15 protein-coding genes are annotated in these 12,178 nt (G+C 38.8%); 6 read left to right on the top strand and 9 right to left on the bottom strand.

The annotated features are described in order from the left end of the window. Positions 1–14 precede the first annotated feature (14 nt). Positions 15–1,058: a zinc-dependent alcohol dehydrogenase family protein gene (locus tag AC6UDG_RS00270; RefSeq protein WP_500706048.1), complete on the top strand. Its 1,044-nt coding sequence runs from the start codon at positions 15–17 to the stop codon at positions 1,056–1,058. A 102-nt stretch (positions 1,059–1,160) separates the two neighbouring features. Here AC6UDG_RS00270 and AC6UDG_RS00265 read toward each other — a convergent pair whose 3' ends face one another. Continuing rightward, positions 1,161–1,898 carry an SDR family oxidoreductase gene (locus AC6UDG_RS00265; protein ID WP_500706047.1) on the bottom strand — a complete coding sequence of 246 codons (738 nt, stop codon included), beginning with the start codon at positions 1,896–1,898 and terminating at the stop codon, positions 1,161–1,163. A 150-nt stretch (positions 1,899–2,048) separates the two neighbouring features. Next, on the bottom strand, positions 2,049–2,795 hold the full coding sequence (locus tag AC6UDG_RS00260) for an SDR family oxidoreductase (protein ID WP_500706045.1): 747 nt from the start codon (positions 2,793–2,795) through the stop codon (positions 2,049–2,051). A gap of 182 nt (positions 2,796–2,977) precedes the next feature. Between AC6UDG_RS00260 and AC6UDG_RS00255 the strand changes: the two genes are divergently transcribed. Then, on the top strand, positions 2,978–4,204 hold the full coding sequence (locus tag AC6UDG_RS00255; RefSeq protein WP_500706044.1) for an ammonium transporter: 1,227 nt from the start codon (positions 2,978–2,980) through the stop codon (positions 4,202–4,204). Positions 4,205–4,667: 463 nt separating this feature from the next. On the opposite strand, the gene AC6UDG_RS00250 is transcribed toward AC6UDG_RS00255, so the two are convergent. After that, positions 4,668–5,024 carry a hypothetical protein gene (locus AC6UDG_RS00250; protein ID WP_500699731.1) on the bottom strand — a complete coding sequence of 119 codons (357 nt, stop codon included), beginning with the start codon at positions 5,022–5,024 and terminating at the stop codon, positions 4,668–4,670. 403 nt (positions 5,025–5,427) lie between these two features. On the opposite strand from AC6UDG_RS00250, the gene AC6UDG_RS00245 reads away from it, so the two are divergent. After that, positions 5,428–5,994, top strand: coding sequence for an LbetaH domain-containing protein (locus AC6UDG_RS00245; RefSeq protein WP_500699732.1), 567 nt, complete (start codon positions 5,428–5,430; stop codon positions 5,992–5,994). A 147-nt stretch (positions 5,995–6,141) separates the two neighbouring features. Here the strand turns inward: AC6UDG_RS00245 and AC6UDG_RS00240 are convergent, their stop codons facing one another. The 4 genes from AC6UDG_RS00240 to AC6UDG_RS00225 form a co-directional block, all read right to left on the bottom strand. Continuing rightward, on the bottom strand, positions 6,142–6,504 hold the full coding sequence (locus AC6UDG_RS00240) for a type II toxin-antitoxin system PemK/MazF family toxin (RefSeq protein WP_500699733.1): 363 nt from the start codon (positions 6,502–6,504) through the stop codon (positions 6,142–6,144). After that, positions 6,501–6,743: a hypothetical protein gene (locus tag AC6UDG_RS00235; protein WP_500694239.1), complete on the bottom strand. Its 243-nt coding sequence runs from the start codon at positions 6,741–6,743 to the stop codon at positions 6,501–6,503. The genes AC6UDG_RS00240 and AC6UDG_RS00235 overlap by 4 nt, the downstream gene beginning before the upstream one ends. 301 nt (positions 6,744–7,044) lie before the next feature. Then, positions 7,045–8,061 carry an NADP-dependent oxidoreductase gene (locus AC6UDG_RS00230; RefSeq protein ID WP_500706043.1) on the bottom strand — a complete coding sequence of 339 codons (1,017 nt, stop codon included), beginning with the start codon at positions 8,059–8,061 and terminating at the stop codon, positions 7,045–7,047. A 12-nt stretch (positions 8,062–8,073) separates the two neighbouring features. Then, positions 8,074–8,886: an oxidoreductase gene (locus tag AC6UDG_RS00225; RefSeq protein ID WP_500699735.1), complete on the bottom strand. Its 813-nt coding sequence runs from the start codon at positions 8,884–8,886 to the stop codon at positions 8,074–8,076. A 105-nt stretch (positions 8,887–8,991) separates the two neighbouring features. Between AC6UDG_RS00225 and AC6UDG_RS00220 the strand changes: the two genes are divergently transcribed. Both AC6UDG_RS00220 and AC6UDG_RS00215 read left to right on the top strand, forming a co-directional pair. Continuing rightward, positions 8,992–9,531, top strand: coding sequence for a TetR/AcrR family transcriptional regulator (locus tag AC6UDG_RS00220; protein WP_500699736.1), 540 nt, complete (start codon positions 8,992–8,994; stop codon positions 9,529–9,531). Positions 9,532–9,543: 12 nt separating this feature from the next. Beyond that, positions 9,544–10,239, top strand: a complete 696-nt coding sequence (locus AC6UDG_RS00215) for a type 1 glutamine amidotransferase domain-containing protein (RefSeq protein WP_500706042.1) — start codon at positions 9,544–9,546, stop codon at positions 10,237–10,239. A gap of 84 nt (positions 10,240–10,323) precedes the next feature. On the opposite strand, the gene AC6UDG_RS00210 is transcribed toward AC6UDG_RS00215, so the two are convergent. Further along, complete coding sequence (locus tag AC6UDG_RS00210) at positions 10,324–10,686, bottom strand: MerR family transcriptional regulator (RefSeq protein WP_500699737.1); 363 nt, start codon at positions 10,684–10,686, stop codon at positions 10,324–10,326. 103 nt (positions 10,687–10,789) lie between these two features. Continuing rightward, a complete protein-coding gene (locus AC6UDG_RS00205; protein ID WP_500699738.1) occupies positions 10,790–11,161 on the bottom strand; it encodes a carboxymuconolactone decarboxylase family protein in 372 nt (123 codons plus the stop codon). Between the two features lie 290 nt (positions 11,162–11,451). Between AC6UDG_RS00205 and AC6UDG_RS00200 the strand changes: the two genes are divergently transcribed. Then, entirely contained in the window at positions 11,452–12,048 is a 597-nt protein-coding gene (locus AC6UDG_RS00200; protein ID WP_500706041.1) for a MucBP domain-containing protein, read from the top strand. Positions 12,049–12,178: the final 130 nt, after the last annotated feature.

Genomic DNA, 12,178 nt, shown 5'->3' with positions numbered 1-12,178 from the left:
TGTGAGGAATTGAAATGAAAGCAACGGAATTTATCAAACCGGGCGATGTTGAACTCGTTGACACGCCCAAACCCAAGATTGAAAAACCAACCGATGCCATTATCAAGGTGGTACGGGCCAGCGTTTGTGGATCCGACCTCTGGTGGTATCGTGGCATTGACGAACGAAAACGCGATACCTTTGTTGGTCACGAAGCCATCGGGATTGTCGATTCAGTTGGGTCCGACGTCAAGGACGTTCAACCCGGTGACTTTGTGATTGCCCCATTTACCCATGGTTGTGGTCACTGTGCCGCTTGTTTGGCGGGATTTGACGGTAACTGTATGAACCAGGAGAAAGGCGCCAACATTGGTTATCAAGCTCAGTACTTCAGATACATCAACGCTAACTGGGGGCTCGTCAAGATTCCCGGTCAACCATCGGACTATTCGGATGAAATGTTGAAGTCACTGGTTACCCTCTCTGACGTTATGGCAACTGGTTATCACGCCGCTGCTAGCGCCGAAGTGAAAGATGGTGACACCGTTGTCGTCATGGGTGATGGTGCCGTCGGCCTTTGTGGTGTAATTGCGGCCAAGTTGCGTGGCGCAAAACGAATCATTGCCATGAGTCGTCACGAGGACCGCCAAAAGTTAGCCAAGGAGTTTGGCGCCACTGACATTGTCCCAGAACGTGGGGATGAAGCGGTTAAGCATGTGATGGAGCTAACCGACGGTGCTGGCGCTGATGCCATCCTTGAATGTGTTGGAACCGAGCAGTCGGTGGATACGGCAACTAAGGTTGCTAGACCGGGTGCCATCGTTGGCCGAGTAGGAATTCCGCAAAAGGCCGAGATGAACACCAACAACTTGTTCTATAACAATACCGGTTTACGTGGTGGCATTGCGCCCGTTACCACCTACGACCGTGATGTATTACTGAAGGCGGTTCTTGACGGCAAGATTAATCCCGGAAAAGTCTTTACCAAGGAATTTGATTTAGATCACGTCAAGGATGCTTACGCTGCCATGGATAAGCGGGAAGCCATTAAATCGTTGTTGATTGTTGATAAAGATTAATTATGTTTGACTGAACAATAGTTTAATGAAATTAGAATGATTATTTTTCCAAAAAAATAAGTCCTTACTCGATTTGAGTAAGGACTTATTTGGTTTATTCACTTATACATCCTGGTCGGTTGGACGAACCAAGACTTCGTTAATATTAACGTTTTCTGGTTGACTCATCATGAAGACGGCGATTTCTGCGATGTTTTCGGGACTTAACCAACCATGCTTGCCAGCTTCAATCTGTTTTTTAATCTTGTCATCGTTGATGGTGTTCATCAGGTTCGTGTCGACAAAGCCGGGTGAGACAATCCCAGTCCGAATTCCATTTTGGTGTTGTTCCTGACGGAGACCTTCCATGATGGCTTTGACGGCGTACTTGGAACCGTTATAAACGGCGGAATTAGGGTAAACTACGTGACCAGCGACGGAATCGGTGGCCATGATGAGACCCTGTCCCTGCTGTTTCATTTGGGGAACCGCGGCCACAATCCCGTTTAAAACGCCCATGATATTGGTGTTAATGGTTTTCTCCCAATCGGCTAAACGATCTGGGTCGTCGATAGGACCTTGCGGCATAATGCCAGCGTTGTTATACATGACGTCTAGTTGACCGTACTTGTCAATTGCCATACCGGTCAGTTCCTGAACGTCTTCTTTCTTAGTAACATCCGTAATTTTGTAAGAAAAGTTTTTTGGATTGTCAACTTCGGTGGAAAGCTCTTCAAGTTGTTCCTCATTTCTAGCACCGACGACCACTTTGGCACCCCGAGACAAAGCTAACTTGGCGGTGGCAGCTCCCATCCCAGAACTACCACCGGTGATAACTACAACTTTATTTTCGATTGTCATAATAAAACCCCTCTTCCAACTTATGACTTCCGATACGAGATCATTTAACGCTAAATTTAGTCCTGATTCAAGTAAATGGGTTCCAAAATTGATTAAGATTCTGTGACAAAAAACTCCCACTCATTGAGCAGGAGTAAAATCACATTTTAATTAAACGTCTTGGTCGGTTGGGCGAACCAAAACTTCGTTAATGTCAACATTTTCTGGTTGACTCATCATGAAGACGGCAATTTCTGCGATGTCGTCAGGTTCTAACCAGCCATACTTGGTGTTGTTATTTTGTTCAATACTCTTTTGGATTTGATCGTCGTGAACGGTTGACATCAGGTTGGTATCAACGGCTCCGGGTGAGACAATCCCAGTTTTGATACCGTTTTGATGTTGTTCCTGACGCAGACCTTCCATGATGGCCTTAACGGCGTACTTCGAACCGTTGTAGACGGCTGAACCAGGGTAAACTACGTGACCTGCGACCGAGTCGGTAGCCATGATTAGGCCGTGACCCTGTTTCTTCATTTGAGGAACGGCGGCCACAATCCCGTTTAATACCCCCATGATATTGGTGTTTAAAATATCCTGCCATTCGCTTAATTTAGCTGGATTGTCAACCATTCCTTGTGGCATAATCCCAGCGTTGTTATAAATGACGTCGAGCTTGCCAAACTTTTTGATGGCTAAATCGACTAAAGACTGCACCTCATCTTTTTTCGTAACGTCAGTTTGTTGGTAGGCAAAGTTTTCGGGATGGTCAACTTCGTCGGCCATTCGTTCTAATTTTTCTTCATTTCGTGATCCAACGACCACTTTGGCACCTCTTTTGAGGGCTAACTTAGCGGTAGCTTCTCCCATTCCAGAAGAGCCACCAGTGATGACAACAACTTTATCTTTAACAGACATCATAACAACTCCCTTCTTAATACAGTTAAAGGGTAAACCCACATATGGCGTAAACGTCAAGAAAGGCGACTTGATGAAACTTTTCCGTCTTCCATGTAACGTTTTGAGACATTAAACCTGTTCAAATGAAAATTAAAGCCTAGACTATTAGTATACTAAATTGATGAACGGGCGTGACTTACATGGCAGCAAACGAGGTTTTTGTATTTATCTGTACGATTTTGGTGTTCTTCATGACACCGGGGCTGGCGTTTTTCTACGCAGGGATGGTTTCAAGAAAAAACGTGGTGAATACCCTGATGTCGGTCTTCATCATGTGTAGTATTCCCGTTCTTTTGTGGGTTATTATTGGCTACTCGCTCTCTTTTTCGGGGAACTACTTCAACGTCATTGGCGGGCTGCATGATTTCATGTTACATAATTTCAACTTTACCGCTCCAGCAACTGCCGGTCCCATCTCCAACGGTTCATACATGCTGTTTCAGATGATGTTTGCCATCATTACGCCAGCCCTTTGGATTGGTGGAATCGTTGGCCGGATGAAGTTTAAGTTCCTAATCCTGTTCACGATTGCCTGGTGTATCTTGATTTACTATCCACTCGTTCACATCGTATGGGGTGGGGGATTTTTACAACAGATGGGAGTCTTGGACTTTGCTGGTGGAACGGTCATTCACATTAACGCTGGGATTACCGCCCTGGTTCTGGCCATCATGCTTGGACGACACAAGCGCGGCAAAAACGACAAGGCTTATAACCTGACCTGGGTCTTTTTGGGAACGGTCATCTTGTGGCTTGGTTGGTACGGTTTTAACTGTGGATCAGCACTCGCCATTAATCACATCGCTTTTCAGGCAATGCTAACGACCACGATTGCTACGGCAACCTCGATGTTAACGTGGATTATTTTGGACGTCTTCATCCTAGGCGCACCATCCCTGATGGGCGCATGTACCGGAACTTTGTGTGGCCTAGTTGCTATCACTCCGGCCTGTGGGTTCGTTGGGATTGGCAGTGCGATTGCGATTGGCGTCATTGCCACCTTATGTAGTTACACGTTCATCAAATATCTAAAGCCCTGCTTGCACGTCGACGATACGTTAGATGCATTTGGTTGTCATGGAGTGTCTGGAATCGTGGGTAGTCTTTTGACCGGACTGTTCGCTAGTAAGGCAATTAATCCGCAGGTGAAGTTTAGTGGCATCTTTGCTGGTGGTTCACTTCATCAGTTTTGGATTCAGCTGCTGGCAACTGGTTTCAGTATCGTGTTTGTGACCGTCATGGTTTTCTTGATTGTGTTAGTGCTAAAGCACGTTACGAAGATGCGAGTTACTCCAGAAGAAGAGGCTAAGGGACTAGACCTGAGCGAGCATAAGGAACGAATTGATTGTGATGCGATTAATCGCTAGGATAACATGAAAGAAAATAATTTTATGTAGCTTGCCTATTAAGTAAAAAAGCTCCTTCCTAAAGTGAAAGGAGCTTTTCTCTAGTCTTTAGTTCCAGAAAAATAGTTAAGTAAAAAGTCAATTAATTTTTCAATCAAATGAGTTAATAAATTAATTATTACTGGAATAATGACTGATAGTAAGAGATACATCAAATCACCGACGAGTATAGTTAGTATTGTGGTGTAAATACTCGCCTTAATTAGTGTATCATTGACTAAATAATAATATTAGATATAATTAAAACAGTAAGAGATACACAAGTCACCAGTTTGTGGTGAACTGATGATTGAGCTTATCAGCTAAAGCTGGTGGGCTCTTTTTTGTCTTACTATCGAAGCTAATGCCAATTGAATTACCACGTTTTTGATTTTATTTTTTTCATTTTAAAACCAACATTGTTAATATTGTCTATTCAGTTTGATTATTCTAGCTCTATGTATTTCACTTGAAATTGTGGGAATAAAATCCTAATACCTGAATAATTGAGTCTTCCGTAAACACCAATGTTTTTTTGCCCTAACGATCCTACGTAATAATCTAAGTTTCCTGACCCTTGATCATCTGATAAATTTTTTAATGTCTCATATTTATGGCGTTTTATGTAGTTATAAGTGGCTAAATTCTTGCTAAACTTTTTAATTTTAGTATTTGATAAAGTTATTGCTCTCATTTGAATGCTTACTGCTGCATGGTCAGCAAATAAAAGGTCAAAAGCAAGAAAACCAATCGATAAAATGATAATGAGTGATGTTGATATAAGAATTGTTTTAGCTTTCATTTTGTAGTCCCCTCAATTTATTATTTTTAGTGATAATATTTTATCACGAAATATTATTTATGTAACATAACACCTATGAAAACGTATAAGCTGATTTTATTTGTTGTAATTTCAATTTTCTCGGTGTTTTTGGTTGCTTTTAGTAATATTAATTCAAATCCAATTAATATTTTTAGCAAGGACTTAATGAGCATGGATATGGGGTCAAAGATTGCTCATCATGGAGAGTCAAAAGAAACGACATCACAATTGGCCTAAAACTGCATGGTATCGAAATTAGAAAAAGTACTATTAGATATTATAGGTAGGCATTTATGTGATTTTCTGTTTCTCATTATAATGATGATACAATTGTCACAGGAGCCTTTATAACTCTAAAAAACAAAAATCGAGGTAGATATCTATGTCAAAAGAAGATGATCTTTTAAAGGCCGCCTTAAACGGTGGAACGTTTGACTTTCGTGACCCGTCGTTTAAACCAATCTTTGATATTCATTTTAAAAATGCTGAATTATTGAAACAGTTTAACAGTGAACCAGATCCAGTTAAGCAACAGGAAATCTTGGCTAAGATTACTGGCAGAGAAGTACCGGAAAACGTGATTGTCTTTCCACCACTTCAGACTGATTTTGGTCGCAACATTTTCTTAAAATCAGGAGTCTTAATCAACACTGATTGTCTGTTTGACGATGCTGGTGGAATTTATCTCGACGAAAACGTTTTGATTGGACCACGAGTTTCACTGATTACGCTTAACCACGATACGCGACCAGACCACCGGAATTTGATTACTACTGGTGCCATTCACATTCACAAAAATGCTTGGCTTGGAACTGGTGTCATTGTTCTTCCAGGTGTTACCATTGGTGAGAATGCCATTATCGGTGCTGGCTCGGTTGTCAATAAGAATGTTCCTGCCAATTCAACTTACGTAGGCGATCCGGCCAAACCAATTAAGCGGCATGACTAAGAGTAAAATTGGTTTTAGCGTTTTTGAAACGTGGAATGATTTGAGATAATAAAACTGTGAGTATTAACAATATAAATGCCAAAGCCCCTAACTAATGCGATAGTTAGAGGCTTTTTGTGGCGTATCAGTTTTTTATTACTATTTGTTTTATCCCTGGCTAGGGAAATTAAAGATCTGACCTACTAGTTGTTCTATGATTAGTAAGTCGTATTGAGTTAATTTTTCAATGAATTTAATATTTCTATCACTGTTACTAGACCAATCATAACTTGCTAGTTGACTAGTTATAACCTGACCATGTGTTTTGTATCCATTTAAATTAAAATTACCAGCATAGTTCCGAATTGTACTCGTAATTGGACAAACAACAACAAAACGAGTTGCGTCATTAAAGGCTTTGGTACTGATTACTAGGCCAGGACGTCTTTTTTTAATTTCGTTTCCTCTACTGGGATCAAAATCAATCCAAACAACGTCTCCTTGATTTGGACAATACGATTGATTATTCAAATCATTTCACGTCCCTCTAGTTGACTTTTATTATTAATGGGAGACTGGTAAAGTTTTCCGTTGGCATATTTTTTGTCGCCATAAATTTGTTTTATTTTTGGGACCAACATAAGTGCTCCCTGTTGATCTTTAGTTAGAAAGTATTCTTGTCCCAAAGCTAATCCATATTCTTTTTGAGTCTCACTATTGAAGTTAATACCAATTGAGTTTCCGCGTTTTCTGATTTTAACTTTTTCCATCAACATCATCTCCTTAATTACATTGTATCACATGTAACACTGAAGAACATAAGAGTACATAGTTTTTCTTTTTTTATTGTTAATTAAACTTTTTAATATATTTAGAACCTCTTAATTGGTTTTGAATTTTTGGTATTTTATTTCTCATTATTGGTGACTGTTGTTCGTTTTTGGAGGATTTATAGGATGGTTTGTTCCTGAAATTGTTGATGTATTTAAATAAATTAAATGAAGTGCCAGACATAGAATTTTAACTTTATCTGGCACTTCATTTTATTTTTACGGTTTTTGTTAAATAGTTTTACCTCATCTCAATCACTATCTTGCCAGTAGCGTGGTGTGATTCCAGTAGTTTATATCCCGCTAGCACGTCACTAAACGGGAAGACCTTATCAATAATCGGCCTTAACTGCTGGTCTTCAATCATTTGGGTTAAAATGTCTAGTTGAGGTCCACTGGGATGCATGATGAAGAAGGTGTATTCAACGTGATGTTTTTTAGCTAAAAGTCGCAGTGGACCACTAGCAATCCCAAACAAAATTGATTTAAACCAGCCGAGATGGTGTTCCATTCCAAATTTAAAGGTTGGAATTCCGTTGATTGTGATTAGCTTGCCACCTGGTTTTAAGATTTTAAAGGTATCTTTGAGGGTCCTGCCGCCACGACTGTCAAAGGCAATGTCGTAATCGCTTAACACCTCGGAAAAATCCGTCATATGATAATCAATCACTTGATCGGCACCTAAAGAGCGCATTAACGCCACGTTCTTTTGACTCGTGGTCGTCGCAACGAAGGCACCCCGCGCTTTGGCAATCTGAATTGCCATGGTACCAACGCCACCAGATCCGGCTTGAATGAAGACTTTTTGGCCCTTTTTCAGTTTGCCAATTTCAATTAAAGCCTGATAGCTCGTTAATCCGGTTAAGGGAACGGCACTGGCATCTACTATACTTAGGTTACTAGGCGTTTTAGCGATGTCATTTTCGTCAATCGCGATAAATTCGGTTAGAGTGCCACTTTGATAATCATCAGGACGCCCGTACACCTGGTCACCCAGTTGGAATTTAGTTACCTTTTTGCCGACTTTGACCACCGTTCCGGAAAAGTCATTACCAACGGTGATCGGTAATTTGTAAGGCATGATGATTTTTACTTTACCAGATTGAATCGTATAGTCGATTGGGTTGAGTGACGAGGCCGCAATTGACACTAAGACCTCGTTGTCATTGATTTGAGGAACGGGAATGGTGTCTTTTACAAAGGGCGTTCGGTATTTCAGCAGTTGCAGCGCAGTCATTTGTTTGGGAATGTTAGTCATATTAGGCACCTCCTACATAAATTTGGGGATTAGGCGATCCATCAGTCTCGTTGGTAAAACGGCGTTGAAGAACGCGGTTGGTTTCGCACCGAACCCGATGAGATATCGTGGTCTGGGATTTCTGGCTAAAACGACTTTTTGAATTGTTTTGGCAATCAAAGTGGGTTGTGACGCTAATTTTGAAGCATAAATTTTATTAGTTTTCTCGGTCATTTCTTTCGCGGCTGCTTCGTACTTGGTTCCTTTGGAGGAATTAACCAGCTTGTTCATAGCGATTTTGGACCAGTTACTTTTAACGACACCCGGTTCGATTAGAACTACCTGGATGCCAAACCTTCTTACTTCCATTCGAAGTGAATCACTTAAAGTTTCAAGCGCATGTTTGGATGCGAAGTACCAGCCGGCGAGTGGACTACTGAACCGGCCCGCCATTGAAGAAATATTGATGATTTTGCCCGCGTGTTGTTTTTCCATGTAAGGTAGAACCAGTTTGGTTAGGGCAACTAATCCAAAGACGTTGACGTCAAATTGGCGTTTGGCTTCCTCAGTACTGACGTTTTCGATGGAGCCAAAAGAACCATAACCAGCCCCGTTGATCAAGACGTCAATCTTGCCGGCAGTTTGAATAACTTGATGAACACCTTTTTGCATCGAATCTTGGTCGGTAACGTCCATGTTAATTGATGTAACCCCGAAAGCCTTTAATGGTTCCATTGCGTCCGTGTTTCTGGCAGCCCCAAAAACTTGATAACCGGAGTTTGCCAGTCGTTTAGCGGTTTGATATCCCATTCCGGAGCTAGCTCCTGTGATTAAGATTGTTTTCATTAGTTACCTCCTAAATGATATAAGTTTCGTTGATTAAGTTACACGAGTATATTATAATACAACTGTTGCATTTGCAACTATGAACTTAAAAAAAGGTGATTATTAATGGAAAAAAAGATTGACAGAAGAGTTCGAAAGACTCAAAAAGCCATCCAAGATAGCTTTCGTGAACTATTGCAGGAGAAACCTAGTTTAGATCATATTTCGGTCAAAAAGATTTGCGATCAAGCCGACATTACGAGAAAAGCCTTTTACGACCACTATTCGGACAAGTCGGCGCTGGTTCTGGACTTTATGAATTCGTATTTTAGAGAGTTGAGGTTGACCTGTCAGAATGTTGACGACACCAAAGTCCAAGAAAAGATTGAACTTTGGATTAATTTCTTCACTCAGGATGGTAATTTCTTTCGCAATCTATTACAAAGTCAGGATTCGTACCAGTTCAGAAAGGAATTCAATGATTTCACCAGGGAACAACTGGCGTTTGTCACTAAAGACATCAGTCAAACGGAACTAGACTTCATTTGCTACGGAATTGATGGCATCATCGAAGAGCTGGTTTTATCAGACGAACAGGTTAATAAGGGTAAGCTGGCCAAGAGAGTGAAGGCAATTTTAGTGCCATATCTGAGTCAAGATAAATAGGAGGATGATGCGATGAAAAAAATTTTAGTGGTCGAGACTAACACGACTAATTTTCCCAAGAGTAATCGACTGATTGGTCTGTGGTTGGGTGAATCAGCTGAGTTTGTGGCGGAAGTTCAAAGGGCTGGATACGAAGTGGACTATCTTAGTCCGAATGGGGCATACATTCCGATTGATCCAAGAAGTATGAAGTCGTCGTATGTTGATGCTGATACTCTAAAAATGTATCAAGATCGGGACTATCAGAATCGTGGATTGTCTAACACTATGAAGCCAACTGACATTAACCCAGAAGACTATTTGGCGATTTACTATACCGGTGGTCACGGAGTAATGTGGGATTTTCCCGATGACCCGCAGTTACAGAAAATCAGTTTGGAAATCTACAATAACGGTGGATACATCTGTTCGGTGTGTCATGGCATTGCTGGAATCCTTAACATTAAGCTGCCGAATGGGAAATATCTCATTTCTAATAAAAAAATTACTGGTTTTACGACTGCTGAGGAAGTTTTAAGTGGCAACTATAAAAGAGTGCCGTTCTTAAATGAGAAGGTTGCCAACAAACACGGCGCTCATTTTGAAAAAGTACGACCATTTAAAAGCCATGTCGTAAAAGACGGACGCTTAATTACGGGACAAAATCCGCAATCACCGAAAGCGGTGGCAAAGGAGCTTGTGAGGGCGATAAATATAAGCAAGAAATAAAAAGATATATAATACTAATTATCAATTTAGCTAAAAGGAGGCTCACAATGATTGCCATTGTGAGTCTCTTTTAAATAAAAATGATTAATTTTCCTTTTCTTTTTTCATTTGCTTATATATTTCTAATTTTTTGTTTATAAAATTGATGTAATTATTTACGATATTTTTGTTTTCAATAAGATGTTTTTTATGTTCATTTAGTAAATAAATTCTTTCATCAATTGAACTGTTACCCTTTTTTCGTAACATTGAATATTTAACAATTGTTTTTAATGGCATTCCAGTTTGTTTTAATCTTTTTATGAATTCAATCCATTTTATGTCTTTTTCTTGGTACATTCTTCGATTGCTTTTAGATCTTTTCGGATTCAATAATCCCAATTTTTCATAGTACCGTATTGTATCCATTGAAAGGTTTACTTTTTTAGAAAATTCACCAATATTCATAATTAATTATCCTATTCTGTTGATATAGATCTAAAATTGTATTTATATTAGCATGAATTATACTATATAATAATTTGTTTTTAACAGTAAAAGGCTAAATAAATTAACGTGATTTAAATACAGTTTTAGCTACTTCAATTGCATTCAACACTTTAGGAAATCCAACATATGGTATGCACTGGATAAACGTTTCTATTATTTCGTCTTTTGTAAGACCAACATTTAAACTCCCATTAATATGAACTTTTAATTGCTCTTTAGTGTCTCCTTGGGTTAATAGGGAAGTAATTGTTATCATTTCTCGTTGCTTTAAGTTTAGGGTTCCTCTTCCATAAATATCGTTAAAAGCAAATTCGATAATCAAAGATCCAACATCTGGAGCAACTTCATTCAATGACTCCATAACTTGATCGGCTGAAGACACATCGATCTTATCTAACAATTTTTTGCCATTTTCAAATCTTTTGTTATCCATAAAATATTATCTCCTTTATTTTTGTTAATTAGATAATATCTTATGGAGTTAACTCCATGTAAAGCGTGATTTTAGGATATTAAAAATATCATTTTAATTACGTACTACTAATAAGGTCATAATTTAAATTATTATAGATAATTGTAGAGAAATAAGTTTATAATTAAGATGAATAATTAGAAAGATAGGAGATTAAGAAATGCTATTACATAAATATTTAAAATTATTATCTCACTCGGAATCTTTTTTGTGGTTCTCAAGTAATTAATAAAAGTGTTCATGCCGATGATGTGAATAATCAATCAGTTACGCTACAAATTAATTATCTTGATAGTGAAAGCTATCAACCAATCTCGTCGTCTACTTCTATAACTGGAAATGCGGGATCTTCTTATCACATTACTCCTTCACAAATTAGTAATTATAAGTTTTTTGGTAGTAGTGACCCGATTAATGGTACTTTTACTTCTGGTGATAATGTAATTAATTTATATTATAGTAAGACTCCTGCAGCTAGCTCAAACTCATCTAATTCCAGTAGTTCAAAAACTAGTAAAGAGGCTCAAAGTGCCACTAGTTCTAAGAATTCATCCAGCAATAACAGTCCTATGAAAAATGGATCGAAAGCAGCAATTAATAATTCAAATAATCCAAATAAGTCTAGTAACACAAATGATTCAAGAAAATCGAAAGTCGATAAAAAGAATGCTAGTTCATCTCCGGTTACTAGTAAAACGGATGATAATGGTAAAAATGCTGGTAGCAAAAACAAAGTCAAAAATTCTGGTCATGAAAAGAAAGATACAAATAAAAAATCAACTAAGCATGATAAAAGAAATAAAAGTAGTAAAACGCCATGGATTATTGCAATTATTGTGTTAATTTAGTTGGTGCAGTTGGTGGATTCATCTGGCATCGTTTCCACAAATCAGAACACTTTAAACATTAATTTTAATAAGAACTGAATATCAGTAAAATACAACTAATCATAAATTAGTTGTATTTTTTATGATTTAT

The organism is Fructilactobacillus sp. X2R1C1, assembly GCF_059901435.1.
Note: the sequence above shows the minus strand (reverse complement) of the source record. Positions and strands in the feature narration are given on the sequence as shown.